Annotated in this window: 27 protein-coding genes; 16 read left to right on the top strand and 11 right to left on the bottom strand. The window is 60.5% G+C overall.

The window, feature by feature from the left end:
- Positions 1-155: 155 nt before the first annotated feature.
- Positions 156-1157, bottom strand: a complete 1002-nt coding sequence (locus ACP15V_RS14320; protein WP_424944388.1) for a DUF2125 domain-containing protein — start codon at positions 1155-1157, stop codon at positions 156-158.
- A 67-nt stretch (positions 1158-1224) separates the two neighbouring features.
- Between ACP15V_RS14320 and ACP15V_RS14315 the strand changes: the two genes are divergently transcribed.
- From ACP15V_RS14315 to ACP15V_RS14305, 3 genes are all read left to right on the top strand, one after another.
- Positions 1225-1770: a gamma-glutamylcyclotransferase gene (locus tag ACP15V_RS14315; RefSeq protein ID WP_424944387.1), complete on the top strand. Its 546-nt coding sequence runs from the start codon at positions 1225-1227 to the stop codon at positions 1768-1770.
- A gap of 114 nt (positions 1771-1884) precedes the next feature.
- On the top strand, positions 1885-3132 hold the full coding sequence (locus tag ACP15V_RS14310; protein WP_424944386.1) for a biopolymer transporter ExbB: 1248 nt from the start codon (positions 1885-1887) through the stop codon (positions 3130-3132).
- A 3-nt stretch (positions 3133-3135) separates the two neighbouring features.
- A complete protein-coding gene (locus ACP15V_RS14305; protein WP_424944385.1) occupies positions 3136-4851 on the top strand; it encodes a peptidoglycan -binding protein in 1716 nt (571 codons plus the stop codon).
- A 67-nt stretch (positions 4852-4918) separates the two neighbouring features.
- Here the strand turns inward: ACP15V_RS14305 and ACP15V_RS14300 are convergent, their stop codons facing one another.
- The 3 genes from ACP15V_RS14300 to gloB all read right to left on the bottom strand — a co-directional run bounded on the left by ACP15V_RS14300 (position 4919) and on the right by gloB (position 9292).
- Complete coding sequence (locus tag ACP15V_RS14300) at positions 4919-5893, bottom strand: M23 family metallopeptidase (protein ID WP_424944384.1); 975 nt, start codon at positions 5891-5893, stop codon at positions 4919-4921.
- 8 nt (positions 5894-5901) lie between these two features.
- Positions 5902-8226 (bottom strand): ATP-dependent Clp protease ATP-binding subunit ClpA, encoded by a 2325-nt coding sequence (gene clpA / locus ACP15V_RS14295; RefSeq protein WP_424944383.1) that lies wholly within the window; start codon positions 8224-8226, stop codon positions 5902-5904.
- 286 nt (positions 8227-8512) lie between these two features.
- Positions 8513-9292: a hydroxyacylglutathione hydrolase gene (gene gloB, locus ACP15V_RS14290; RefSeq protein WP_424944382.1), complete on the bottom strand. Its 780-nt coding sequence runs from the start codon at positions 9290-9292 to the stop codon at positions 8513-8515.
- A gap of 203 nt (positions 9293-9495) precedes the next feature.
- On the opposite strand from gloB, the gene ACP15V_RS14285 reads away from it, so the two are divergent.
- The 11 genes from ACP15V_RS14285 (at position 9496) to ACP15V_RS14235 (ending at position 19336) form a co-directional block, all read left to right on the top strand.
- Positions 9496-10101 carry a DUF938 domain-containing protein gene (locus ACP15V_RS14285; protein ID WP_424944381.1) on the top strand — a complete coding sequence of 202 codons (606 nt, stop codon included), beginning with the start codon at positions 9496-9498 and terminating at the stop codon, positions 10099-10101.
- A 457-nt stretch (positions 10102-10558) separates the two neighbouring features.
- Entirely contained in the window at positions 10559-11347 is a 789-nt protein-coding gene (locus tag ACP15V_RS14280) for a methyltransferase domain-containing protein (RefSeq protein WP_424944380.1), read from the top strand.
- 272 nt (positions 11348-11619) lie between these two features.
- Positions 11620-11907, top strand: a complete 288-nt coding sequence (locus ACP15V_RS14275) for a hypothetical protein (RefSeq protein ID WP_424944379.1) — start codon at positions 11620-11622, stop codon at positions 11905-11907.
- Between the two features lie 87 nt (positions 11908-11994).
- Entirely contained in the window at positions 11995-12555 is a 561-nt protein-coding gene (locus ACP15V_RS14270) for a F0F1 ATP synthase subunit delta (RefSeq protein ID WP_424944378.1), read from the top strand.
- Positions 12555-14093 (top strand): F0F1 ATP synthase subunit alpha, encoded by a 1539-nt coding sequence (gene atpA, locus ACP15V_RS14265; RefSeq protein ID WP_424944377.1) that lies wholly within the window; start codon positions 12555-12557, stop codon positions 14091-14093. Before ACP15V_RS14270 ends, atpA begins: the two co-directional genes overlap by 1 nt.
- Positions 14094-14107: 14 nt before the next feature.
- Positions 14108-14983 carry a F0F1 ATP synthase subunit gamma gene (locus ACP15V_RS14260; RefSeq protein WP_424944376.1) on the top strand — a complete coding sequence of 292 codons (876 nt, stop codon included), beginning with the start codon at positions 14108-14110 and terminating at the stop codon, positions 14981-14983.
- Positions 14984-15001: 18 nt separating this feature from the next.
- A complete protein-coding gene (atpD, locus tag ACP15V_RS14255) occupies positions 15002-16426 on the top strand; it encodes a F0F1 ATP synthase subunit beta (RefSeq protein WP_424944375.1) in 1425 nt (474 codons plus the stop codon).
- A 58-nt stretch (positions 16427-16484) separates the two neighbouring features.
- On the top strand, positions 16485-16895 hold the full coding sequence (locus ACP15V_RS14250) for a F0F1 ATP synthase subunit epsilon (RefSeq protein WP_424944374.1): 411 nt from the start codon (positions 16485-16487) through the stop codon (positions 16893-16895).
- 51 nt (positions 16896-16946) lie between these two features.
- Complete coding sequence (locus ACP15V_RS14245) at positions 16947-17501, top strand: hypothetical protein (protein WP_424944373.1); 555 nt, start codon at positions 16947-16949, stop codon at positions 17499-17501.
- Between the two features lie 223 nt (positions 17502-17724).
- The gene (locus ACP15V_RS14240; protein ID WP_424944372.1) at positions 17725-18933 is read left to right on the top strand and encodes an MFS transporter; all 1209 of its coding nucleotides are present in this window, start codon (positions 17725-17727) and stop codon (positions 18931-18933) included.
- Positions 18934-18985: 52 nt separating this feature from the next.
- Entirely contained in the window at positions 18986-19336 is a 351-nt protein-coding gene (locus ACP15V_RS14235; protein WP_424944371.1) for an H-type lectin domain-containing protein, read from the top strand.
- Between the two features lie 77 nt (positions 19337-19413).
- On the opposite strand, the gene ACP15V_RS14230 is transcribed toward ACP15V_RS14235, so the two are convergent.
- Positions 19414-20427: a ribose-phosphate pyrophosphokinase gene (locus tag ACP15V_RS14230; protein WP_424944370.1), complete on the bottom strand. Its 1014-nt coding sequence runs from the start codon at positions 20425-20427 to the stop codon at positions 19414-19416.
- Positions 20428-20594: 167 nt separating this feature from the next.
- On the opposite strand from ACP15V_RS14230, the gene ACP15V_RS14225 reads away from it, so the two are divergent.
- Positions 20595-21203, top strand: a complete 609-nt coding sequence (locus ACP15V_RS14225) for a 2-hydroxychromene-2-carboxylate isomerase (RefSeq protein ID WP_424944369.1) — start codon at positions 20595-20597, stop codon at positions 21201-21203.
- 9 nt (positions 21204-21212) lie between these two features.
- On the top strand, positions 21213-22058 hold the full coding sequence (locus ACP15V_RS14220; protein WP_424944368.1) for an alpha/beta fold hydrolase: 846 nt from the start codon (positions 21213-21215) through the stop codon (positions 22056-22058).
- A gap of 167 nt (positions 22059-22225) precedes the next feature.
- Here ACP15V_RS14220 and ACP15V_RS14215 read toward each other — a convergent pair whose 3' ends face one another.
- The 6 genes from ACP15V_RS14215 to ACP15V_RS14190 all read right to left on the bottom strand — a co-directional run bounded on the left by ACP15V_RS14215 (position 22226) and on the right by ACP15V_RS14190 (position 26692).
- The gene (locus ACP15V_RS14215) at positions 22226-23275 is read right to left on the bottom strand and encodes a threonine aldolase family protein (RefSeq protein ID WP_424944367.1); all 1050 of its coding nucleotides are present in this window, start codon (positions 23273-23275) and stop codon (positions 22226-22228) included.
- Positions 23275-23724, bottom strand: coding sequence for a YcgN family cysteine cluster protein (locus ACP15V_RS14210; protein ID WP_424944366.1), 450 nt, complete (start codon positions 23722-23724; stop codon positions 23275-23277). The genes ACP15V_RS14215 and ACP15V_RS14210 overlap by 1 nt, the downstream gene beginning before the upstream one ends.
- A gap of 3 nt (positions 23725-23727) precedes the next feature.
- Complete coding sequence (locus ACP15V_RS14205) at positions 23728-24024, bottom strand: Dabb family protein (protein ID WP_424944365.1); 297 nt, start codon at positions 24022-24024, stop codon at positions 23728-23730.
- Positions 24025-24035: 11 nt separating this feature from the next.
- A complete protein-coding gene (locus tag ACP15V_RS14200) occupies positions 24036-24974 on the bottom strand; it encodes a bifunctional riboflavin kinase/FAD synthetase (protein WP_424944364.1) in 939 nt (312 codons plus the stop codon).
- A gap of 145 nt (positions 24975-25119) precedes the next feature.
- A complete protein-coding gene (locus tag ACP15V_RS14195; RefSeq protein WP_424944363.1) occupies positions 25120-25557 on the bottom strand; it encodes a MaoC family dehydratase in 438 nt (145 codons plus the stop codon).
- A gap of 259 nt (positions 25558-25816) precedes the next feature.
- Positions 25817-26692, bottom strand: a complete 876-nt coding sequence (locus tag ACP15V_RS14190; RefSeq protein ID WP_424944362.1) for a TIGR01459 family HAD-type hydrolase — start codon at positions 26690-26692, stop codon at positions 25817-25819.
- Between the last annotated feature and the right edge of the window lie 112 nt (positions 26693-26804).

Here is a 26804-nt window from a genome sequence, read left to right as displayed (position 1 = left end):
GAAAACTAGAAAACTAGAAAACTAGAAAACTAGAAAACTAGAAAACTAGAAAACTAGAAAACTAGAAAACTAGAAAACTAGAAAACTAGAAAACTAGAAAACTAGAAAACTAGTTTTCTGGTTTTGTTGAGGGGGGCCTGCGGCGCTTGCTGGTCTTAGCGGATCCGGATGACCGGGGCGCGGCCAATCGGCAAGGGGCCCAGCGTCATGTATCCATTTGAAAACCCAAGCGGAACGTCGATGGTTTCGGGATCCCCCGACAGGCCCGCAATCAGCCCCAAGGCGCCCACCAACGTGCTTTCAAACTCTGGCGCCAGCGCCCCCGACGCCTTCGCCACTTCGACCATCTGGCGCCAGTTCTTTGCCTTCACCGTCACGTCCCCCGTGGGCAGGCCCGCCGCGTCCACCGTCACCTTCCCGGCCATCTGCAGATCCATCTCTCCCCATTTTGCACTGAGCAGCTCCAGGTCAATTTCGGTTGGCTGCGGGCGCGCGCGTTCAATCGCCAGCCGATCCCAGGGCGCGTCGAACCCCAGCGTGGCCTTTAACGTGACCCCTTCGAACACCGGCGGCAGCACGCTGTCTGCGCCAAGGCTTTGGATGGTTCCCGACGCGGGCACCAGATCTTTTGCCTCGAAATGCACCTCATGGGTGTTGGGTTGCCCGTCCACCTGACGGGTGGCGAGATTTGCGCTGGCCAGCGATGATGTCCAACCCGCCGAGGACGACATCTTCAGGTTTTTAATCACAATAGACGACCGGTCGAGTGGCAAATTCGGATCCGCCTCAACCACCAGCGATCCCTTGAAATCATCTGACGTAATATCGATTTTCTGATCCGGGGTCGACAGGCGTTGAACGCCCGGCCAGACCGCGATCAGATGGTTGGGCTTGTAGCTGAGCGTCAGGATCTGGAACTGCTCCGCCTCCCACGACAGCCCGGTGTCGGGATCAGCCAGCGCCACACCATCCGCAACCATGTCAAACCGGTTCGGAAAGCCCTGCACCCGCAGATCCGTATACTCCGCAACCCACCCCTCGGTGCGCCGCGCGTCAAACCACGCCTTGTATCCGCGTTCGGCCGCCCCCGCGCCGACCCACCAATAGCCCGCCCAAGCGCCAGCCAGCACCAGAATGATCACGATCAGTTTGCGCATACAACTTTCCTCTTATCCCGTGGCCCCTTATATGGGGGGTCTTGTGAAGGACGGAAAGGGCATGTGCATGAGCAATTCGGAATTGTGGGTCTTTGGCTACGGATCACTGATCTGGCACCCCGGTTTTGACCATGAGGAAACGGTGATTGCGACGCTCAATGGGTATCACCGATCCTTCTGCATGCGCTCGATCCACCACCGCGGGACCGAGGAAAAGCCGGGCCTCGTGCTGGCGCTTGATGCCGAAGACGGCGCGTCCTGTCAGGGCGTGGCCTTCCGCGTCACCCCCGGTGCAGAGGCCAAAACCATGGTCGAGCTGCGCGAACGCGAGCTGGTTTCATCGGCCTATCTTGAGAAAAACCTGAGGATCACCCTGTCTGATGGGCGCGAGGTCGAGGCCGTGACCTATGTGATCGACCCCGATCACGTGCAATATTGCCATATCGACCTGACCGAACAGGCCCATATCATCGCAACCGCCGTGGGGGGGCGTGGCCCCAACACCGATTATCTCTATAACACCGCGGATCACCTGACAGAGCTGGGGATCGAAGACCCCGATCTCAGCTGGCTGTCGGCCCGTGTGCGCGAAATCACCGAAGTGCTCAGCTGATCAAACCCGGCAAGTTGGCGACCCATTCCAAAAGCGGGGCAATCCCTCCTTGGCAGGCCGCGCTTTCCCCCCTATCGTAAGTGCAAAGCATTCAGGCGATGGGGAAAACACCCGATGGAAGAGCCAGATCGCAGGCCGTCACTGAAGCGCCGCAAAGGGGCCGAGCCGCAATTTTCGCAACCGTTTCGCCAGATCTTCGTGATGCTGGTGGTGCTGGGCCTTGTGGGGTTCGGCGGTTTTGTCGCGCTGCCACAGGTGCTGCCGGTGTTCCTGGCGAACCTCTACCTCAACGCCTTCATCGCGCTGGTCTTCGTCTTTGGCCTGCTCGCCTGCTTCTGGCAGGTCTGGCAGGTGGCGGCCTCGGTCATCTGGATCGAAGGGTTCGTTGGCGAACGTGACGGGCACAACCCGGACCGGGCCCCGCGTTTGCTGGCGGCGCTGGCAAAGCTCCTGTCCGCCCGTGGCGCGCGCCTGCAAATCGGCGCGTCCTCGTCGCGCTCGATCCTCGACAGCGTCGCTACCCGCATCGATGAAGCCCGCGACATCACGCGCTACATCGTCAACCTGCTGATTTTCCTCGGCCTTCTTGGCACCTTCTTTGGCCTCGCCACCACGGTGCCCGCCGTGGTGAAGACCATCGGCTCGCTCGCGCCATCGGGCGATGAAGGCGGGGTTGAGGTGTTCAACCGCCTGATGACCGGTCTGGAAGAGCAATTGGGCGGTATGGGCACGGCGTTTTCTTCGTCGCTCCTCGGGCTTGCCGGGTCGCTTGTGGTTGGGTTGATGGAGCTCTTCGCCGGCCACGGTCAGAACCGCTTTTATCGTGAACTCGAAGAATGGTTGTCGACCATCACCAAACTCTCCATCGCACCTGTGGAAGGAGAGGGCGATGGCGGCAGCGCGGCGGTCGCCTATCTGGGGGCCATGGCCGAACAGGTCGAAGCGATGCAAACCATGTTCGCCCAGACCGACGTCAATCGCGCCATGCTGGATGAACGGATCGGCCAGATGGTCGGCAGCCTGCAGGGGCTGACCGCAGAACTCTCTGACACGAAATCCCGCACGCCGGACCCCGCGCCGGATCTGTCCCCGCATCTGGCCCCGCTGGCCGATATCGCCCCGGCCCTGTCCCGTCTGACCGAAGGGCAGGACCGGATCATCGCAGCGCTTGAAGGGCAGGGCGAAGTGGGCACCCACCCGGATGCAGAAAGCCGGATGCGCCTGCGCTCGATCGATGTGCAACTGCTGCGCATCCTCGAAGAAATGCAGGCCGGGCGACAGGAAAGCCTGGCCGATCTGCGGCAGGATATGGCGACGCTTATTCACGTGATCCGCGTCGCGTCCGGCCAGGATCGGGTCTGACCCATGGCCATGTCGCGGCGCGCCACCAATCGGGTCAGCGGGTCCATCTGGCCCGGCTTTGTCGACGCGATGACCGCGCTTCTTCTGGTGCTGTTTTTCGTCCTGACCATCTTTATGGTGGTGCAGTTTATCCTGCGCGAAACCATTTCCGGTCAGGCGGACAAGCTGGACGAGCTGGCCGTTCAGGTCTCTGAACTGGCTGATGCGCTGGGGCTGGAACGCACCCGGTCCGAGGCTTTGCAGGGCGAAGTGGGCCTGCTCACCTCAACCCTGGCCGAGGCGCGCAATATCGCCGATGCACAAACCGCGCTGATTGCCGAACTGACCAACCAGACCGAAGCGCAACAGGCGCAGATCGCCAGCTTTGAGGCGCAGGTCGCCTCGCTTTTGACCCAACGCGACGACGCACTGGCCACCGGCCGCGCGCAGGCCGCCACCATCGAAGATCTGGAAGCGGCACAGGCCAAACTGATCTCGGACCAGGAAGCGCTGCAACTGGCGCTCGCGCAGGCGCGCGATGAAATTGACGCTGGCGCCGAAGCCGCCCGCCTTGCCGCCGCCAAGCGCGAGGCGCTTGAGGCGCTGGTCAAGGATCTTGAGATCAAGGTCGAAGAGGGGCAACAGGCCCTTAGCGACGCGGAAGCCACCAAATTGGCCGAAGCCGCCGCCGCCGAGGCCCTGCGCAAACGGTTGGAAAATGCCGACAGCGAACTGACCGCGATGACCCTCGCACTGGAAGCGCAGCGCAAAAAGGCAGAGGAAACGCTGACTTTGCTGGCCGCGGCCGAAGCCACCGGGGTGGACCTTGATGCCCGCCTTGCCAGCGCGCTTCTGGAACTCGAAGCGCTGAAATCTGACGGGGCGGATGCCGAACGTCTGGGCGAAGAACTGCGTGCCGCCCTCGCCGAACGGCTTGCCGCCGAAACCCGCGCCGAGCTGGCAATCTCGGATGCCGAGGAACAAAAACGCCTGCTCGCCGCGGCCAATCTGGCCCTGTCCGAAGAAGAGGCCGCCTCTGCCGAAAGCCAGCGCCGTGTGGCGTTGTTGAATGAACAGGTCGCCGCTCTGCGCGCGCAACTGGGCACGCTGCAATCCATTCTCGAAGACAGCAACACCCGCGACGCCGACGCGCAGATCCAGATCCAGAAACTGGGGACAGAGCTGAACGCCGCGCTCGCCCGCGTGGCCGCCGAAGAACGCAAACGCGCCGCCCTTGAAGAAGCGGAACGCAAGCGGCTTGAGGAAGAAGCGAAGGAACTGGCCTCCTACCGGTCAGAATTTTTTGGCAAGTTGCGACAAGTTCTGGGCAATCGCGAAGGGGTGCAAATTGTCGGCGACCGCTTTGTCTTCTCCTCCGAGGTGCTGTTTTCCTCAGGTGAGGCCGTGTTGCAACCGGCCGGCAAACAACAAGTTGCCCGCGTGGCGCGGCTTTTGTCTGATGTTTCCGATGAGATCCCGGATGAGGTGGATTGGGTGATCCGTGTTGACGGCCACACCGACAATCAGCCGCTCTCTGGCACCGGGGAATTTCGCAACAACTGGGAGCTGAGCCAGGCGCGTGCCTTGTCCGTTGTGGAATATATGATCGACGCGCTGGGGTTCCCGCCCGACCGTTTGGCGGCCACCGGGTTTGGAGAATATCGCCCGGTCAACCCGGCGGATACGGACGCGGCCCGCGCCCAGAACCGGCGGATCGAATTGAAACTGACCGAGCGGTAAGGGGACGGAAAATTACAAATTTTCCGCCCAAAACTCTTTGAAAGAGTTTTGCCGTCTGGCGCGGAGGTTAGGGAATTGTCGCAATCGTCAGATGGGCATCCAGCACCACGCCATCGCGGATCAACCAGGATTGAACCTGGTATTCTCCGCCAGGCCAGGGCGCGCGGGTTTTCTTGCCAATGGCGCGAAAGGCCAGCACCTGATCCTTCTTCAACGCCACGTCTTTTTCCACGATCACCCCGCCTGGGCCGGAAAGCTGCAACCGCAACACGTCCCCGGCGCGGGGGCCGTACACAAAACTCCATCCCACCAAGGCCGGGCCATCTGCCGGTAGCGTCCCGTGGGCGGCGCTGCCGGATTTCACCGCATCATAGCTGGGCATATCCGGGGACAGCCCGGAGGTGACAATGCCCCCGGCGGGATAGTCGATGGGGGTCTGCCACAGCTGATCCTGCGGCGGCGCAGATGTGGTGCAATCGGGCTGACCTTGCGGGTGAAACGGGTCCACCACCCGGCCATCCTTGCGGATCGACAGGTGCACATGCGGATATTGCGTGCGCCCTGACAGGCCAACCTGGCCAAGGGTCTGCCCCATGCGCACCCGGTCGCCGGTCTTGACCGCAACCGATCCCTGCGCGAGGTGGCAGTATTGCGTGACCCAACCGCCGCCATGATCAATCGACACGCCATTGCCGCAGTCGCGCCCGTCAATATAGCTGTCCTGTTCGGCGCTATAGAGCAGGTCTTTCATCCCGTCCCGCACGCCCAGCACCTTGCCGGGGGCGGCGGCCAACACATCAACCCCCGCTGTCATCGCCGCATAAGAGGGCAGGGCAAAATCGGTGCCCTTATGCCCATCATAGCTGCGCGGACCACAGGTGTAATCTGCGGCCCCCTTTCCGGGGTCGGCATCTGCGAGGTTCAGAAGGAAGCATGTGTCGCCCAGCGTGCAATCAATCGGCTGGGCAAAACGTGGATCCCTCGCCGCGGCGGGCGCTGCGGCGAGGGACAGGAATAGGCTTGCCCAGAGGGCTGCCGCCATAAGGCGCATCAGTCAGCAGTCAGCAGCGGTGGTTTTTTCTTCGGGCTGATCTGCCGGTTTTTCGGCTTCTCCATCCGAAGCTCCAACTCGCCCGCTTTCACGCCAACCTGCACCATGCCGCCTTTCGCGAGCTTGCCAAACAGCAGCTCTTCGGCGAGCGGCTTTTTGATGTGTTCTTGAATGACGCGGCTGAGCGGACGTGCGCCCATGCGGTCATCATAGCCCTTATCGGCAATCCATTCGGCGGCCGCGCGGGTCAGCTCGATGGTCACGCCGCGATCCAGAAGCTGCGCTTCCAGCTGCATGACGAACTTCTCGACCACTTGCAGGATCACCTCTTTGCCCAAGGGCGCAAAACTGATCACCGCGTCCAGACGGTTGCGGAATTCCGGGGTGAAAGTGCGTTCGATCGCGGCGGTGTCTTCACCTTCGCGACGGTCGCGGCCAAAGCCGACAGCGGCCTTCGCCTGTTCGCTGGCACCGGCGTTGGAGGTCATGATCAGCACCACATTGCGGAAGCTGACGGTGCGTCCATTGTGGTCGGTCAGTTCACCATTATCCATCACCTGCAACAGGATGTTGTAGACATCCGGGTGCGCCTTTTCGATCTCATCCAGCAGCAGGACACAATGCGGGTGCTGGTCGACGCCATCGGTCAGAAGGCCGCCCTGATCAAAGCCAACATAGCCGGGAGGCGCGCCAATCAGGCGGGAGACCGCGTGTTTCTCCATATATTCCGACATGTCGAAACGCAGAAGTTCCACACCCAGGTTGTCGGCCAATTGTTTGGCAACCTCGGTTTTGCCGACCCCGGTTGGCCCGGCAAACAGGTAGTTGCCGATGGGTTTTTCCGGTTCACGCAGACCCGCGCGCGCCAGTTTGATCGCAGAGGACAGCGCTTCGATCGCCTTATCCTGCCCAAACACCACGCGTTTCAGGGATTTCTCCAGATCGCGCAGGGTTTCGGCATCGTCTTTCGACACGTTCTTCGGCGGGATGCGCGCGATTTTGGCGACCACGGCCTCGATTTCCTTGGTGCCGATGGTCTTCTTGCGCTTGTCTTCGTCCAGCAAATGCTGCGCCGCGCCCGCTTCGTCGATCACGTCGATGGCTTTGTCGGGCAGTTTGCGGTCATTCACATAGCGGTCCGACAGTTCCACCGCGGATTTGATCGCGTCCGAGGTGAATTCCACCCCGTGATGTTCTTCGAAATAGGGTTTCAGACCTTTCAGGATCTGCACCGCATCATCGACCGAGGGTTCATTCACGTCGATTTTCTGGAACCGGCGCGACAGCGCCCGGTCTTTTTCGAAATGCTGGCGGAATTCCTTATAGGTGGTCGAGCCCATGCAGCGGAGTTTTCCGCCCTGCAGCGCTGGTTTCAGCAGGTTCGAAGCATCCATAGCGCCGCCCGACGTGGCGCCTGCGCCGATCACGGTGTGAATTTCGTCGATGAACAGCACCGCATCGGGATGCTCTTCCAGCTCTTTCATCACCGCTTTCAGGCGTTCTTCAAAATCGCCGCGATAGCGGGTGCCGGCCAAAAGTGCGCCCATATCAAGCGAGTAGATGGTGGTTTCCGACAGGATTGCAGGGGTCTGCCCGCCGACGATCTTGGTGGCCAGCCCTTCGGCAATGGCGGTTTTGCCCACACCCGGATCGCCCACCAAAAGCGGGTTGTTCTTGCGGCGGCGGCACAGAACCTGGATGGCGCGCTCTACCTCATGATCGCGGCCGATCAGCGGGTCAATGTCACCGGCGCGTGCCTTGGCGTTCAGGTCCACGCAGTATTTTCCCAGCGCGGTTTCCTTTTCCTCAACCGGCTGCGCCTCGGCCATGTCTTCCTCGAAATCGGGGCTGCCGGAAAGGGGGCGTGCCTCGCCAAAGCTGGGGTCTTTGGCGACCCCATGGGCGATATAATTCACCGCGTCATAGCGGGTCATGTCCTGTTCTTGCAGGAAATAGGCGGCGTTTGATTCGCGTTCGGCAAAGATCGCGACCAGCACATTTGCGCCGGTCACCTCGGTGCGGCCCGAACTTTGCACATGGATCGCGGCGCGCTGGATCACCCGCTGGAAGGCGGCGGTGGGCACGGCCTCGTTGCCTTCAACATCGGTGATCAGGGTCGCCAGCTCATCTTCGATGAATTCGATCAGCGTCTTGCGCAGGTCGGTCAGGTCCACGGAGCAGGCCTGCATGACCCGCGCGGCATCCGGTTCGTCGATCAGCGCCAGCAGGAGATGCTCCAGCGTCGCCAATTCGTGCTTGCGCTCATTTGCCAGCGCCAACGCGTGGTGAATGGCGTCTTCGAGTGGTTTTGAAAAAGACGGCACGTGGCTTCTCCTCGTATTCTGCGCGGGGTCCTGAATGGTCCCGCGTGGGTCTTTGTGCACCAGGGGGCACACCCAAGACTGGCCTCATATTATTAAGTTTCGGTTTTCCGGGCGTCGCTTCAAGGGGTTTTAAGTCAATTTCTTGCGAAACCTGCGTGAGTGATCATGGTTTTGCGGATTGACGGGACGGACGAAGCGGCTGCGTCGCCCGCACGGGCGGCGCCACAAGATACTGATATCTTACACCCTTTTGGGCGGAAACTGAACTCGTGAATTGTATCTATCCTCAAAACGTGTCTTTTCGGGCGCGAATTTCGGCAAAGACCGCCACATCTGTTGCGTCTTGCATGCCAAGGGCGGATTTCACCGACGCGTGACCGGCCCGCAAAAACGGGTTGGTCTCCAGTTCAAGCGACAGGGGGGCGGGCACCGTGGGCAGGCCCTGGGTGCGGGCGGTTTCGATATCCTGCCGGCGGGCGGCTAGGGCGGCGTTGTCGGGCTCAATGGTCACCGCAAAGGCGGCATTGCTGGCCGTGTATTCATGGCCTGAACAGATATTGGTGTCGCCCGGCAGATTTGCAAGGGTGGACAGGCTGGCCCACATCTGATCGGGCGTGCCCTCAAACAGCCGCCCACAGCCCATCACCATCAGGCTGTCGCCCGTAAAGGCGGCTTTGGCGGCAGGGACGTGATAGGCGATATGGCCCAGCGTATGCCCGGGCACATCCAGAACCTCGACCTGATGGCCAGAGAAGGTGAACCCTTCGCCGGGGCCAAGCACACGGTCCAGCGGCGGCAGGCGATGGGCATCCGCCGCCGCCCCGGTGACCAGCGCGCCGGTCATACGGACCAGATCCGCCACCCCGTCGATATGGTCATAATGGTGATGGGTCAGCCAGATCTCGGACAATTGCCAGCCGCGGTGCTGCAGCTCACCCAGGATTGGGTTGGCCTCTGGCACGTCGATGGCCGCCGTGGCGCCGGTTGCACTGTCATGCAGCAGATAGGCGTAATTGTCGGACAGGCAGGGCAGGGTGACAACGCTCAGCATCGGGGCCTCTTTCATGCAAACTGTATCAAACGGGTGGGGCGGGCTGATCATAGGGTTGAGGCAGCGCGGCTCCACGACAGCTCAGTCTTGCGCAAAAGGCGGTAAGGCTCAATACTGGTTTGCAGTGAGAGCCTGAATTGGGATGGACGATGGCAGGAGAGAAAGCGCACTCCTTTGCACATGCTGTGTCTTCGGACCCGGGGGAGGAGACCGGGGATATGGAAGATGTGCGCCTGTCCGCGCCGTCGGCTGCGCGCAACATCGCCCCGATCATCGACGCGATGCGCCCCTTCCTGCCCGATCAGGGCTATGGGCTGGAAATCGCGTCCGGCACCGGGGAACATGCCATCGCCTATGCCCGCGCCTTCCCGGGCATTGTCTGGCAACCCACCGATATCGCGGATGAACGGCTGGACAGTATCGATGCCTGGCGCGCCAAGGAAGGCCATCGCAATATGCGGCTGGCGCAGTATCTGGATGCCACCGACCCGGGATGGTATGCGCCCGGGTTCGACGTGATGGTCACGGTGAACCTGATGCATCTGATCACCGATCCCGACATGGGGGCGGTTGTGTCCGGCGTGGCCCGCTCGCTGGAAATTGGCGGGCGCTGGTGCCTTTACGGCCCGTTCCGCTCCGGGGGCGGGTTTCGGTCCGAGGGTGATCTGATCTTTCACACCCGCCTGCGCGAAGATGACCCGATGATCGGCTACAAAGAGATCGAGGCGGTCTGCGATCTGGCCGCCGACCATGGCCTGACCCGTGTGGCCCTGAAAGAAATGCCCGCCAACAACCTGATGGCGTTTTTCGAAAAGCGTCCATGACAACCACCTGATCCGGCCCCTTACCTGACAGGCCTGCTCCGGCAGCTGCGCTGACGTCCAGATGATCGACCCGGATGCTCTCGTCCCGCGTAGCCCCCCGCGCTTCGCTGGGCGCCGCCCGTTCTTCGGGCGAAACCGGTTCCCCGGCTGTTTCCAAAGCCCTCCCCCCCCGGACAAATGACACAGGAAAACGCAGCAGATGCCTGCCTTCATTTTCTGGTCTCCAATATCCCCGCCGGAGGCAAGAAATCCTGCCGAGCACCGCGAGGCCACCAACAGCGCGGCCAGAGCGTAAGCTCGGACGCCCCACCAGATCCCCCCATCACATCCCCCCATCACATCCCCCCATCACATCCACCCGAGAAAGGCGGAAGCCGTTGCTCCCGCTGGCATTTCCGAAAATTCGCGTTACTGTGCCAAGAGTTCGACCGAAACACCCCTCGCTCAGGACCCGCAAATGCATCTCGACGTGCAAGACCTTCGCAACTTCTATTACCGCAGCACGCTGGGCCGGTCTGCGCAGAAGGCGGTGCGCGACAAGGTGGTGCGGCTTTGGCCGCCCGACCGCACCAAAGGGCAGACCGTGGCAGGGTTCGGTTTCGCGGTGCCGCTCTTGCGCCCTTACCTCAAGCCCGCGCGTCGGGTGATGGGCTTGATGCCTGCGCCTCAGGGCGTGATGCCGTGGCCCGCGGGCATGAACAATGTCTCGGTGCTGGTCGAGGACACGATCTGGCCGATTGAGAACGGTGTCGTGGATCGGCTGATCCTGATGCACGGGCTTGAGACCTCCGAGAACCCGGGGTTTCTGCTCGATGAATGCTACCGTGTGCTGGGCCCAGGGGGGCGGGCGCTTTTTGTGGTGCCAAACCGGGCCGGGCTCTGGGCGCGCTCGGACAAGACGCCGTTTGGCTTTGGCCGGCCCTATTCCGCGAGCCAGCTGGAAGCGCAGCTCAAGACCTACGGGTTCAACGTGGAACGCCACCTCTCCGCCCTGTATCAGCCGCCCTCGTCGCGCCGCTTCTGGCTGAAGACCGGCAATTTCTGGGAACGCGCGGGCATGCAGCTTCCTGTTGTGATGGCAGGTGGCGTCCTGATGGTCGAAGTCTCAAAACAAATCCCGGCCCCCAAACGCCCGGGCCTTGCCCAACGCGTGCGCCAGCCGTTGAAAGTGCTGGAGGGCATGGGCCAGCCGGTGGTGGAACCTGCGGGACGGGTCCAGGCCATCGCAGAGCGCGCCCCGAAATAAGAGACATCAGCTGTCGTGAAGAACTGACCGATGGTCGAATGGGTGTCGGTGAAGCTGTCGGACCTGTCGATTGGCACATATCGCATGTCACGTATCGCTTCCCGGCCCGGGCGCCTCTTTGACACTGCAACCTATAGCGTTTCGGTTTTAACCTGACGCGGGGGAACAACCGAAACGCTTTCAGTTCGAGGGCAGGCGGTACAGACACGTTGGCGCGCTGGGCGAATGACCCAGGTCTGGTCGCAAATCGTCCTGAAAATGGCGAGAATCACATGGCTTACAATCTTGCGCAGGGCGTAATTTATGGGGAAGCGGCAGAGGAATGTGTGGCAAAACCGCGACTAATTAACAGCGCAAAGGGTTTTGGTATGCAATTGTATCCCGAAATTTCCTTCTGCAGTTTTGAAACCGGAAAATGCAATTTCTTCCATGCCCATAGGGGTCTGGCCGACACAAGCTGTGGCCCTGCGCAAAATTGGGCAAAGATGTTGGCGTTAAACCCGTTCATGCCTGTTGCGACACAGGGCTTTCCCTGCTACATCCCGACCCGATTTAGATGACACGCGAAAACCGCGGCATCTGTAGGCCGCCCCGACATGCCCCGCACGGCATGTCACAAAGGGGCTCAAGACATCGGAAGGGTGGACGTGTCCGAACCAGTCGCGATCTCTGCTGGAATTGCCCAGCGATATGCCACGGCCGTTTTCGAACTGGCCAAGGAAGGCAAAGACCTGAAAGCTGTGGAAGGGGATATCGATGCCCTGGACGCGGCTCTCGCCGATAGTGACGATTTCAGCAACCTGATCACTTCGCCGGTTATCACCCGCGAAGAACAGGGCGCCGCAATCGCCGCCATCGCCAAGAAAATGAAACTTTCGCCAATGGTGACAAACACGCTGGGTCTGATGGCCCAGAAGCGTCGTTTGTTTGCATTGCCTCAACTGATTGCCGCGCTGCGCGCGCTGATCGCCGAGGACAAGGGCGAGGTGACCGCAGAGGTGACCTCGGCCAAGGCCATGACCAAGGCGCAACAAGACAAGCTTGCCAAGGCGCTGAAAAGCTCCATCGGCAAGGATGTGAAAGTGGACGTGGCCGTTGATGAGACCCTCATCGGTGGCCTCGTTGTGAAAGTGGGCTCGCGCATGATCGACACCTCGATCAAAGCCAAGCTCGATGCATTGCAGAATTCCATGAAAGAGGTCGGATAATGGGTATCCAAGCAGCAGAAATCTCTGCGATCCTGAAGGACCAGATCAAGAACTTCGGCCAGGACGCCGAAGTTGCTGAAGTTGGTCGTGTGCTCTCCGTCGGTGACGGTATTGCCCGCGTGCATGGCCTGGACAACATCCAGGCTGGTGAAATGGTCGAATTCCCCGGTGGTATCCGCGGGATGGCGCTGAACCTCGAAGCCGACAACGTGGGTGTTGTTATCTTCGGGTCGGACCGCGACATTAAAGAAGGCGACACCGTTAAGCGCACGAACGCCATTGTGGACGTGCCGATCGGTGACGAGCTTTTGGGTCGCGTTGTGGACGGCCTGGGCAACCCGATTGACGGCAAAGGCCCGATCAAAGCCGCCAAACGCGGCGTGGCCGACGTGAAAGCCCCGGGCATCATCCCGCGTAAGTCGGTTCACGAACCGATGGCAACCGGCCTGAAATCGGTTGACGCGATGATCCCGATTGGTCGTGGCCAGCGCGAGCTGATCATTGGTGACCGTCAGACCGGTAAAACCGCCGTTGCTCTGGACGCGATCCTGAACCAGAAATCCTACAACGACGCCGCTGGCGACGACGAGTCGAAAAAGCTGTACTGTGTGTATGTGGCCGTTGGCCAAAAGCGGTCGACCGTGGCCCAGCTGGTGAAGAAACTGGAAGAAACCGGCGCGATCGAATATTCGATCGTTGTGGCGGCTACCGCATCCGACCCGGCCCCCATGCAGTTCCTGGCCCCCTATGCCGCAACCGCCATGGCCGAGCACTTCCGTGACAATGGCCGCCACGCGCTGATCATCTATGATGACCTGTCGAAACAGGCTGTGTCCTATCGCCAGATGTCGCTGCTTCTGCGCCGTCCGCCGGGACGTGAAGCTTATCCGGGTGACGTTTTCTACCTCCACTCGCGTCTCTTGGAACGTTCGGCCAAGCTGAACGAAGATTTCGGTGCCGGTTCGCTGACCGCGCTGCCGATCATCGAAACCCAGGGCGGCGACGTGTCCGCGTTTATTCCGACCAACGTGATCTCGATCACCGACGGTCAGATCTTCCTGGAAACCGAACTGTTCTACCAAGGGATCCGTCCTGCTGTGAACACCGGTCTGTCGGTGTCGCGCGTTGGGTCCTCGGCCCAGACCAAAGCGATGTCTTCGGTTGCAGGCCCGGTGAAACTGTCGCTCGCGCAGTACCGCGAGATGGCAGCCTTTGCTCAGTTCGGCTCGGACCTCGACGCTGCCACCCAGCAGCTTCTGAACCGGGGTGCCCGCCTGACCGAGCTGATGAAACAGCCGCAGTACTCGCCGCTGACCAACGCTGAAATCGTCTGCGTGATCTTCGCCGGGACCAACGGTTACCTCGACAAGATCGACGTATCCGAAGTGGGTCGTTTCGAAGCGGGTCTGCTGAACCACCTGCGCTCGAACCACGCAGATCTGCTGGCTGACATCACCAACAATGACCGCAAGGTCAAAGGTGAGCTGGAAGACAAAGTCAAAGCTGCGCTGGACGCGTTCGCCGCTGACTTCGCTTAAGGGGGGCGCGAACCATGCCCAACCTTAAGGACCTCAAAAACCGGATCGAAAGCGTGAAATCCACGCGGAAGATCACGAAGGCCATGCAGATGGTGGCCGCCGCAAAATTGCGGCGGGCACAGGAAGCTGCCGAAGCAGGTCGTCCCTATGCAGAACGGTTCAACGCCGTTCTGGGGAGCCTTGCTGCGGCGTCAAGCGGGGGCAATGCGCCTGCGCTTCTGGCAGGCTCGGGTTCCGATCAAGTCCACATGCTTGTGGTCATGACCGCCGAACGCGGCCTCTGCGGGGGCTTCAACTCGTCGATCGTCAAGATGGCGCGTGCAAAGGCAGAAGAGCTTACGGCCAACGGCAAGACGGTGAAAATCCTGACGGTCGGCAAAAAAGGCCGCGAGCAGATGAAGCGTGATTTCGAAGACCAGATGGTGGACCATGTGGATCTTTCGGCTGTGCGCAACGTCGGCTATGCCAACGCACAGGCCGTTGCCAATGACCTCATCCATCGTTTCAACGAGGGCGAGTTCGACGTGGCGACGATCTTTTACAACAAGTTCGAAAGCGTGATCAGCCAGATCCCGACCGCGACGCAGGTCATCCCGGCCAGCTTCGACGCCCCCGAAGAGGGCGCGGACGCATCGGTGGTCTATGATTACGAACCGTCGGAAGAAGGTATCCTGAAAACGCTGCTGCCCTCGGGCGTGGCCACCCAGATCTTCTCGGCGCTTCTGGAAAACGCGGCGTCAGAACAGGGCGCGCGGATGTCCGCCATGGACAACGCAACCCGCAACGCTGGCGAAATGATCGACAAGCTGACCATCGAGTTCAACCGCTCGCGTCAGGCTGTGATCACCAACGAACTTATCGAAATCATTTCGGGCGCCGAGGCGCTCTAAGAAATCGGAGAAACGACAATGGCAAATGCAAAAGGTAAGATCACCCAGGTGATCGGCGCCGTTGTAGACGTTCAGTTCGAGGATGCCCTTCCCGAAATCCTGAACGCACTCAACACCGACAACAATGGCAACAAACTGGTTCTGGAAGTGTCCCAGCACCTCGGTGAAAACACCGTGCGTTGTATCGCTATGGACGCCACCGAAGGTCTGGTTCGCGGCGCCCCCGTGGAAGACACCGGCGCACCGATCTCGGTGCCGGTTGGCAACGCAACGCTCGGCCGCATCCTGAACGTGGTTGGCGAACCCGTGGACGAAAAAGGCCCGGTTGTGGCCAAGGAAACCCGCGCCATCCACCAGCCTGCTCCGGAATTTGACGAGCAAGCCACGGAATCGGAAATCCTCGTCACCGGCATCAAGGTGATCGACCTGCTCGCCCCCTACTCGAAGGGTGGTAAAATTGGTCTGTTCGGCGGTGCCGGCGTGGGCAAAACCGTTCTGATCATGGAACTCATCAACAACATCGCAAAAGTGCACTCGGGTTACTCGGTGTTTGCGGGTGTTGGCGAACGGACCCGTGAAGGCAACGACCTTTACTGGGAGATGATCGAATCCAACGTTATCAAGCCGGACAACCTGGAAGAAAGCCAAGTGGCCCTGGTTTACGGTCAGATGAACGAACCTCCGGGGGCACGTGCTCGTGTGGCGCTGACCGGTCTGACGCTCGCTGAACAGTTCCGCGACCAATCCGGGACCGACGTTCTGTTCTTCGTCGACAACATCTTCCGCTTTACCCAGGCGGGTTCCGAGGTGTCGGCCCTTCTTGGCCGTATCCCCTCCGCTGTGGGCTACCAGCCGACGCTGGCCACCGACATGGGTGCGATGCAGGAACGCATTACCTCGACCAAGCAGGGTTCGATCACTTCGATCCAGGCCGTCTACGTTCCCGCGGATGACCTTACCGACCCGGCACCGGCCACCACCTTTGCGCACCTCGACGCAACCACCGTTCTGTCGCGTGCGATCTCGGAACTGGGCATCTACCCGGCTGTTGACCCGCTCGACTCGTCGTCGCGGATCCTCGACCCGCAGATCGTGGGCGAAGAGCACTACAAAGTGGCCAACGACGTTCAGCAGATCCTCCAGCGCTACAAGTCGCTGCAGGACATCATCGCCATCCTTGGCATGGACGAACTGTCGGAAGAGGACAAGCTGACCGTGGCCCGCGCCCGGAAAATCCAGCGTTTCCTCTCGCAGCCCTTCGACGTGGCGAAAGTGTTCACCGGCTCGGACGGTGTTCAGGTTCCGCTCGAAGACACCATCAGCTCGTTCAAAGCTGTTGTGGCCGGCGAATATGACCACCTGCCCGAAGGCGCCTTCTACATGGTTGGCGGCATCGAGGAAGTGATCGCCAAAGCCGAGAAAATGGCCGCTGACGCTGCTTAATCTGGGACAAGACGGGGTGGGGCAACCCGCCCCCGACCATCCTGAAAGGAGACCCTAAATGGCAGATACGATGCAATTTGATCTGGTATCGCCCGAGCGCAGCCTGGCTTCGCTTCAGGCCACCGCCGTTCAGCTGCCCGGGGCCGATGGCGACATGACGGCCATGCCGAACCACGCGCCGACCATCACCACGCTGCGTCCAGGCATCGTGAAGGTGGAAAGCCCGGCAGGCGACGCCGCCTACGCCGTGACCGGCGGGTTTGCTGAAATCACCGCCAATGGCACCTCGGTCCTGGCCGAACGCGCCGTGCCGGTGGCAGAAGTGACCCAAGAGGTTCTGGACAGCTTCGTGCAAGACGCCGCCGACGCCAGCGAGAACGCCACCGCCGAGAACCTCGACGAGCTGGCCAAACGCACCGTCGACATCGCCGCCATGGCCAACGAGTTGGGCTTCACCGCCCGCTCGTAAGCCAAACGGCATCCGGCACACGCCCGGCAAAGACAAAGAAACCCCGTCCAAGTGGCGGGGTTTCTTTGTTGTTGCCGAGTTCGCCGCGCGAACCTGTTTGCCGGAAGCTGCGGCTCGCACCAATGGCTTGTTCATCCGTTGGTTGTTGGGTTTGCTGAAATACTAGATAAGAATATCGTTCAAATTGAAGACAGAGGAAATCCTATGGAAAAGGTTCTAGCTACGCTAAGATCTATCGAGCGCCTAATCATCATTTCTGCTGCCGTTTTTGCCGCCTTTCCGCTGTGGCAATACTTCAGCGAAGCTCCGGATCGTCAATTGAACCGTGATGCAACTATGATCTTAGCGTATGCGGCCTGCCAAGATGCCGGGGCTGTAGGCTTTTTGAAACTCGTAGAGGAATACACTGAAATTCAAAGAATTTACGTTGACTATGTGCAGCGTGTTGAAACTTTTTTAGGGAGTGATGAACTGCATCGGTTTTTCGTAGATCATTCCGACGAAATAGATCAATTTGGTGTTCTTATCGATTGGTATATTGCTGATGCGCTAATCCTGAGATGCGCCCACATTCTTCGTGAAAATCACATTGCACGCGATATTTAGATGTCCCATTTCCCTCAGTTGTCGAAGATCCTTGCGTTCATTTCGTTAGAATTAGTTATCATACGAGGGGGCAATCGCCATGAAACTTTAAACTTTCCCTTTTTCGCCCTTCAAAACTTTAAAGTTTTGCCTCCCGGCCCTTTAAAAACTTTAAAGATTGCAACCCGCGCGGCTTCCGGTCAGAACTTGTCCCATTGATCAAACCCCCATCGGATTTTCCGGCATGAAAAATCGCTCCGCCCTTTGGTTCATCCTTGCCACCCTGTTCCTTGATGCGATCGGGATTGGCATCGTGTTCCCGATCATGCCGGATCTGATGGCAAAGGTGGGGGCGGGCAGCACCGCGGATGGGGCGTTCTGGGGTGGCATTCTGATGGCGTCCTACGCCGCGATGCAGTTTCTGTTTGCGCCGATTATTGGCGGGTTATCAGACAGTTACGGTCGGCGCCCGGTGCTTCTTCTGGCCCTTGTCACCCTCACCATTGACTATGTGGTGATGGCGCTGGCGACCACGTTCTGGTGGCTCTTGATCGGCCGTGTGCTGGCGGGCATCGCGGGCGCGACCTATATCACCGCCACGGCCTATCTTTCGGACATTTCGAAACCCGAGGAGCGTGCTGCGAATTTCGGGTTGATCGGCGCGGCCTTCGGCATCGGATTTGTCATCGGCCCAGCCATCGGCGGCGTGGTTGCCAGCTGGCATATCACCGCCCCCTTCTGGCTTGCCGCGGCGATGTCGGGGCTGAATGTGCTTTTTGGAATTTTCGTTTTACCAGAAAGCCTTAGCCCGGAAAAACGTCGCCGTTTTGCCCGCCGGGATCTGAACCCGTTTGGTGCGATCCTCGACGCATTTCGCCTGCCCGGGCTGGGCCTGCCGCTCATGCTGATCTTCCTGTTTGAGTTCGCCAATATGGTCTACCCCACGCTCTGGGCGTTCTGGACGCGCGAGGTGTTTGGCTGGGGCACGGCGCTGATTGGCCTGACGCTTGCCGCGTATGGGGTGGGGATCACCTTCACCCAGGGTGTGGTGATGCGGTTCCTGATCCCCCGGCTGGGGGAGTATAAAACCCTCATTTTTTCAACGGGTTGCGCCTTGGTGGCCTTCATCGTCTTTGGCCTGACTGCCAGCGTTTACGTGATGTTCAGCTTCCTGATTGTGGCGGCACTCGCCGATATGGCCCCGCCGACCATGACCGCGATGATGGCAAACATGGTGGCCGAGGACCGTCAGGGATTGCTGCAAGGGGTGATCGCCTCGCTGGGATCCATCGCCGCCGTTCTGGCCCCCATGGTGATGACCGGGATGTTTCAGTTCTTCGCCGCCGAAGACGCCATCATCTACCTACCCGGCGCGCCATTCCTCTTTTCCGGGATCATCCTGGCCGTGATTTTCCCCCTGTTCCTGCGTATGAAACCCGCTGGAACGCCTTGAAAAGGCCCGAATTCTTTGGCCTACTGGCGAAAAGGGAAAGACAGGTTCAACCATGAGGACATTTGACCGCAATCTTTTGGGCATCGAACAGGGCAGCCGTGTGCTGTTTTCTGATTTCGAGCATGATGGCGAGATGTGGTCCGGGGACGGCCCGCGTGAATTTCGCGCGGCCGTCAGTTTCAATGGCCGCTTTGACGAACTGCCCGTGGTGCAGGTCAGCATGTCGATGTGGGACATGTCCAGTGATACCAATCAGCGCGCGGATATCACCGCCGAGAATATCAGTCACGAAGGGTTCGAGATTGTCTTTCGCACCTGGGGCGACACGAAAGTGGCGCGGATCCGGGCCGATTGGCTGGCGATGGGCGCGGTGCGTGACCCGGACAATTGGGTCGTGGAATAGATCCACCACCATCCCGATAGGTACAATAAAAAAGGGCCCAAGAGGGCCCTTTCGGTCTTCCAACGCTCTGAAAATGCTCAGGTATACATGCCTTCGTAGAGCGGCTCCAGCGTGTCGTGGTCAAACAACGAGCTCACCGACATGCCGCCCCAGATGTTCTGGATCGCCTGGGCAAAAATCGGCGCGGTGGGCACGATGCGAATGTTCGGTGCGTTCTTCACGGCATCGGTCGGTTGGATCGAATCCGTGATCACCAGCGATTTCATGACCGAGTTGGTGACCCGCTCGACCGCCGGGCCGGACATCACGCCGTGGGTGATATAGGCGTGCACTTCGCTGGCGCCCTTTTCCATCAGAACTTCGGCGGCCTTGCACAGGGTGCCCGCCGTGTCGCAGATGTCATCCACGATGATGCAGCGCTTGCCGGTCACGTCGCCGATCACGATCATCTCAGCCACTTCGCCAGCTTTCTCGCGGCGCTTGTCAACGATTGCCAGCGGGGCGTTGATGCGTTTTGCCAGCTCGCGCGCACGGCCCACACCGCCCACGTCCGGCGAGATCACCATCACCTCGTCCAGGCAATCCTTGAAGTGGTGCTTCACGTCCAGCGCAAAGACCGGGCTGGCGTAAAGGTTGTCCACCGGAATGTCGAAAAACCCTTGGATCTGAGTGGCATGCAGGTCCATGGTCAGAACCCGCTCAATGCCCGACTGGGCAATCAGATTGGCAACCAGCTTGGCCGAAATCGGCGTGCGCGCCTTGGTGCGGCGGTCCTGACGGGCATAGCCGAAATAGGGGATCACGGCGGTGATGCGCGCGGCTGATGACCGGCGCAGCGTGTCCGAGATGATCAACAGCTCCATCAGGTTGTCATTCGCCGGGTTCGAGGTCGGCTGGATGATGAACATGTCTTCGCCACGCACGTTTTCGTAGATCTCGACAAAGACCTCCTGGTCGTTGAAGCGTTCCACGCGGGCATCCACCAGCCCCACGCGTTCACCGCGATGCAGCGACATGCGCTTGGCCACGGATTGGGCAAGCGGTTGGTTGGCATTGCCGGAAATAAGTTTCGGTTCGGTGATCGAAGGCATGGTCGTGTCCCCAAGTGGCCCAAGTGGTCTGCAGATGGTCTGTTTGACAGAATCGTGACGATGCCCCCCATTACCATCCGTGCAGATTCCTTTAAACAGTCGAATAGGGTTTTCGTTGAACCTGTCGCAGGTTTGGCGACAGAATGTGACAAAGAAGAGAGGCCAGCATGGCGCATATCGACTATTACTTCACAGTGCTTTCGCCCTGGGCCTATCTGGCGGGCGCGCGGATGGAAGAGATCGCAACCCGGCACGGGGCGAGCGTGACCTATAAGCCGATGGACATCATGCAGATCTTTGATCGCATGGGCGGCACCAAGCCGGCAGACAGGCACCCCAGCCGGATGGACTACCGCATGCAGGAGCTTTTGCGCTGGTCCAAGGTGCTCGACATGCCGCTGACGCCCAACCCGGCCTTCTGGCCCACCAACCCGGCGCCCGCATCCTACGCGATCATCGCGGCGGCCAAAGCGGCCGAAAAAGGCGAGGGCGGGGATGTGGGCGCGCTGGTGCAGGGCATTCTGTGCGCCACTTGGGCCGAGGAAAAAGACATCGCGCTGGACGAGGTGATCGGTGACGTGCTGGAGGCCACGGGGTTTTCACGCATGTTGACCATGACCGGGATGTTGGAGGGGGCGGAGACCTATGCCCGCAACACCGAGGACGCGGTGAAGGCGGGGGTTTTTGGTTCGCCTTTCTATATCACCGATGATGACGCTAGGTTCTGGGGGCAGGATCGGCTGGCCCTGCTTGACGCGCACCTTGCCGCCCGCTGAAAAGGGGGCATGGGAAAAGACATATTCGCCGGAACAGAGATCCACTGGACAAAGCTGGGGCAGGGGCGTCGCGAGGCGCTTTTGCTGCACTGCTCATTGGCCCATCTGGGCGCGTGGCGTGGGGTTGCGGCGGAGCTGGCGGGTGATCTGTCTATGTTGGCGCTGGACCTGCCGGGCCACGGGCAAAGCGGCGATTGGGATCCGGCGCGCGATTACCAGACACAGGCGAGTGAGGCGGCGCTGGCCCTGCTGGAGCGCGAGGCCTCGGGGCCGGTGGATCTGGTGGGGCACAGTTTTGGCGGCACCATTGCGCTGCGGCTGGCCCAAATGGCCCCCGACCGCGTGCGCAGCCTGACCCTGATCGAACCGGTTCTGTTCGCCGCCGCCAAGGACCACCCGGAGTTTGCGCAGGTCGAGGCCTTCATGACCGGGCCCTTTGCTGATGCCTTCCATCGCGGCGACCGGATTGAAGCGGCGCGGCTGTTTCATTCGATCTGGGGTGGCCATGTGGCGTGGGCGTACCTGCCCGTGGTGCTGCGTGACGATATGGCCGCGCGGATCCATCTGATCCCGGCCTGTGCGCCGGTCACATCCGAAGACGTGCACGGACAGGCCGCCCCCGGCGCGCTGGAGGCGTTGGGCATGCCCTGCCTTTTGATCGAAGGGGCAGACAGTCCGGGCGTTGTTGCCGCAATCCACGACGTATTTGAGGCGCGCATCCCGGATGCGCGGCGCGTGGTGATTGAGGGGGCCGGGCATATGGCCCCGATGACCCACCCGGAGCGGGTGGCGGCAGAGATCGGTCAGTTGCTGGAAGGTGCTCCCGCCAAAAACACGGCCAAAAATACGGACTGACGACCGGTTTTTGTTGGGGGTGGCCTCGGCTGCGCCTCGGCAAGGGGCGCTGCCCCTCGGACGACGTGCTTGGGCTCCGCCCGTTCTTCGGGCAAATTGATCCCCCGGATCAATTCCGGGAAGCCCTCGAACCCCGGGATATTTCAGACCAGAAAATATGGGCGGTGTTAGCCACGAATGAGGTCAAGGAAGCGATCGACGTGTTCATCGGTGGTAGACCAGCCGGTGACAAGACGGGCTTCGAGCGCCTCAAGGGGATCTTCGCCAATCAGGTCGTCATTCCAGACATAATAGGCCGCGCCTGCGTCATGCAGGCGTTTGTGGCCTTCACGCGACCAGCGGGCGAAGCTGATATTGGCTTGCGCGTCAAACATGTAAGAGGTGCCGTCGACCTGCTTTAGCCCACGGGCAAGGCGGGCATTGGCGGCATTGGCGCGGGCCGCCAGATCGAGCCACAACCCGTCGTCCAGATAGGCCAGCATCTGCGCCGACAGGAAACGGTGTTTCGAGAAGAGATGCGCGCCACGCTTGCGTCGCAGCTCAAATTCCCAGGCGTGTTTCGGGTCAAAGAAAATGACCGCCTCGACCCCCATACAACCGTTCTTGGTGCCCCCAAAGCTGACCACATCAATGCCCGCTTTCCAGGTCATTTCAGCAGGCGTGCTGCCGGTGGCGACAATGGCATTGGCAAAACGCGCGCCATCAAGATGGGTGGCAAGGCCGTAATCTTTGGCGACCTTGGTCAGTGCGGCAATTTCCGCGACCGAATAGACCGTGCCGCGTTCGGTGACATTGGTGATTGAAACCGGACCGCGCTGCGGACCATGCACGCCGCGGGTTTCTTCCTTGGCGATGGTCGCGCGCAGAGCGTCCGGGGTCATTTTAGCGTCGACGCTGGGCACGAGGGTGAGCTTGGCGCCCCCGGTGTAGAACTCCGGGCCGTTGCATTCATCTTCGTGGATATGCGCTTCGGGCGCGCAGAAAATGGTTTCGAACGGTTGCGCGAGCGTGGCAAGCGACAGCACATTGGCGGCGGTGCCGGTGGCGACCAGGTAGACGGCGGCCTCGGGCGCTTCGAACACCTCGCGAATGCGCGCCGTAACCTGCGTGTTCAGATCATCGGCCCCGTAGGGCATGGCGTAGCCATCATTGGCCCTGGTGACCGCGTCCATGATTTTCGGGTGCACCGGGCCGGTATTGTCAGAGGCAAAAAACATCAGTGGGGCTCCTCGATCAGATGGTCTTCCCAGTCCTCTTCCGGAACCTCGAATTCCGGAATGGTCCAGCCTTTCACCGACCGGCCTTCTTCGTGCATCCGGTCGGGCCCACCGGCGATCAGCGGGTGCCACGGTTCCAGCGGTTTGCCTTCGTGGCGCAGCCGATAGGCGCAGGAAGCAGGCATGAAATAGGCAATCTCGGCCATGTTCTTCTGGCTGAGCACAATGCATTCCGGCACAAAATTCAAGCGGATATCATATTGCGCACAGCGGCAGGTTTCATTGTCCAGAAGGCGGCAGGCGATGCGGGTAAAGACCACCTCGCCGCTTTCTTCGTCTTCCAGCTTGTTCAGGCAACATTTGCCGCACCCATCACAGAGCGCTTCCCATTCCTCGGGCGTTAGCTCGTCCAGCGGGCGGGTCCAGAACCCCTTGCGCAGCGCGGCCATGGATCAGCTCCGATCCGACAGGAAATCGGCCGACATGCGCAGATCGCGCAGCGGGCGCACCTTGTTGATGCTTTCCTGATAGAGCGGGTGCGCCTTGAAGGCGGCCAGCTGGGCTTCGTCGTCAAACTCGCCATAGACCACAAAATCCGGGTGGGTGCCGGGGATCGGGTCGGTGGCCAGGTTGCGCCCCACCTCAAGAAAGCGTTTGTGCGGGATGCCGTCCAAAAGGTTCAGCCCGTCAAAAATCACGTCCCGGTCCTTCGGGTCCCGCGCGGTGAAGAAAACCACATGTCGGATCATCGGTGCCCCCTTTACCGTGTCGCCAGGATCTTGCGGGCGGTGTCGCAATCGGCGTTCATCTGGGCGATCAGCGCATCCAGGCTGTCAAACACGGTTTCCGGACGCAGGTATTCGATCAGCGCGACCGACAGATGCTCGCCATAAATGTCTCCTTTGAAATCGAAAATGAAACTTTCGATATTGGGCAGGTTTTCCCCGAACATCGGCCGGGTGCCCATCGAGGCAGCCCCCCCGTAGGTGCCCTGATGTGGGCCCGTCAGAATGTCGACCTCGACCACGTAGACGCCAAATTTGGGCGGATGCAGCCCCGCGATTGACATGTTCGCGGTGGGATAACCCAGATCACGGCCACGCTGGTCGCCGCGGATCACTTCGCCCTCGATCCGGTGCAAATGGCCCAGCATCCGCGCGGCATCCTGCGGGCGACCATCCGACAGCGCGCGGCGGATCGCGGTGGAACTGACTTCGTTGCCGTCATCATGCATCAGGGGTGCGATGGTTACGCCAAAGCCCAGCTCTTGTCCCAGCGCCACCAGATCATCGGCCTGGCCCGCGCGCCCCTTGCCGAAACAGAAATCCGCGCCGACGACGACATGGGCCAGACCCAGCCCATCGACAATCACATCCTGCGCAAAGTCGCGCGGCGTCAGCGCCGACAGCGTGTCATTGAAGCTCAACTCATAAAGGTGCTCGACCCCCAGCTTTTCCAACCGATGCGCGCGCGCATCGGAACCCATCAGGCGAAAGGGCGGGGCCTTGGGGGCAAAATACTCGCGCGGGTGCGGCTCAAAGGTCATCACCCCCAGCGGCGCGCCGATCTTGGCGCCTTCGCGGCGGGCAATATCGATCACATATTGGTGGCCCAGATGGACCCCGTCAAAATTGCCAATCGCGGCAGAAGCCCCGCGATCTTCCGGGCTGGCAAACTGATAGTCTCGTACGATGCGCATGTGGCTGCATTACCGCCCCGCGCGCGCCTGTGCAAGCCCGGTGATCAGGGCGGGCGGCGACAAAACTTCGCCCCATCTTCCTCTTGCCAAAAATACCTCGGGGTGAGACCGCAGGTCGAGGGGCAGCGCCCCTCTTCCTAAGCCATCAGCCACGCTTCGGTGCCAGCACCTTGGCCTCGCCGGTCAGAACCGGTTTGCCCTCCACCAGGCATTCGGTCTTGAGCGTCGCGCGGCCCTTCGCCGGGTCCACCTCCAGCACCGTCACCTCAGCCGTCACCACGTCCCCCGGGCGTACCGGGGCTTTGAAGGCCAGGGTCTGGCCCAGATAGATGGTGCCATGACCGGGCAGTTGCTCGCCAATCACTGCAGAAATCAGCCCGGCGGTCAGCATCCCATGGGCGATGCGGCCCTTGAACATGGTGCTCTTGGCGTAATCCTCATCCAGATGCACCGGGTTGCGGTCGGTTGAGACTTCGGCAAACAGCTCGATATCGCGGTCGGTCACTTCCTTGGTGAGGGTGCGGACCATGCCGACCTCAAGCTCGTCTGCGTGGATGGTGCCACGGGTGATCGTGTCTGACATGGTCTTCCCTTTGCTGTCCTTGGGCCCTCGCGGCCCCTTTCTGTCATTCTGCGAGTAACAAAAGGACGCTCACCACGCCCGTGGCGAAACAATATTACTTTGCAGTCGCAGAAAGCAAGGGGGATTTTCCCCTAAAAGCGTTTCGGGATAAACTTCAGGCACATGTCTGTTCCGAAACGCCCGTGACATTGGTGGGTCACACTGCGTTTCGGCTTTCCCTTGTCTGCTTTCCCTTGCCTCAGGTGAAAGCCGAAACGCTTTAGCGCAAATAGCCTATGGCGAATGTGGGCGTGACCATTTCCTTGTTTGCAAAGGCCTCCAGCGCATCCGGGTCGGGCTGCGTGGTGGTTTTCGTGTCGTTGCGGGCCAGGCCGCCAGTGATGAAAAGCGAATCGATATCTTCCCCCAGGGCCCCACGAATATCGGTGTGGATGCCGTCGCCAATGGCCAGAATGCGGGCATTGGCCACATCGCGCCCTTCCGCCAGCATCCGACGCCGGGCGAGGTCATAGATCGGCGGGTGGGGTTTGCCAAAGTACAGGCTCTCGCCGCCCATCTCGGTATACATGCGCGCGACGGCGCCGGCGCACCATTCCCGCTCTTCACCCCGGTCGACGATGATATCCGGGTTGGCACAAAGGAGCTTTGCGCCCATCTGTTTTGCCATCATCAGATCCGCGCGCCAGGTATCGGGATCGGCCATCGGGTCAAACGGTCCGCAACAGACGATGCCCTCGGCCTCACTCACGGGAACGCGGGTGATCTCAACCGGGTTGTCGATCACCTGCATCGGTTCAAAGAACCCGGCGTCGCGTTCCCATTCCCCCATGAAGAAGACCTTGTTGCCCACAGCCCCGGTGAACATCGCGGCGCGCGCGCTGTCACCCGAGGTGGCAATGGTGTCATAGCAATCGGCAGGCACGCCAAAGTCCGGCAATTGTGCCGCCACACCGGCACGGGGCTTGGGCGAATTGGTCAGAAGCACCACAAAGCCGCCTCCTGCGCGATACGCCCGCAATGCGGCCACCGCCTCGTCAAAGGCGGTGATTCCATTGTGCACACAGCCCCAAAGGTCAACGAACATGGCGTCATAGTTGGCGGATATGTCGGTGAGGGCGGTGATGATACGGGGCATGGGGGTCCTTTTCGCTTATAGGCGGGATATGCCAAATCAGGGCTGGTTTGACCATGAGTTTTCGTTAAATCTGATCTGAGTTTAGACCACTGCGTTCGATTTGGAGAGGGGC

It is taken from the genome of Aliiroseovarius crassostreae, from assembly GCF_049803815.1.
Taxonomy (GTDB): domain Bacteria; phylum Pseudomonadota; class Alphaproteobacteria; order Rhodobacterales; family Rhodobacteraceae; genus Aliiroseovarius; species Aliiroseovarius crassostreae_A.
This window is presented reverse-complemented; position numbering and strand designations above follow the sequence as displayed.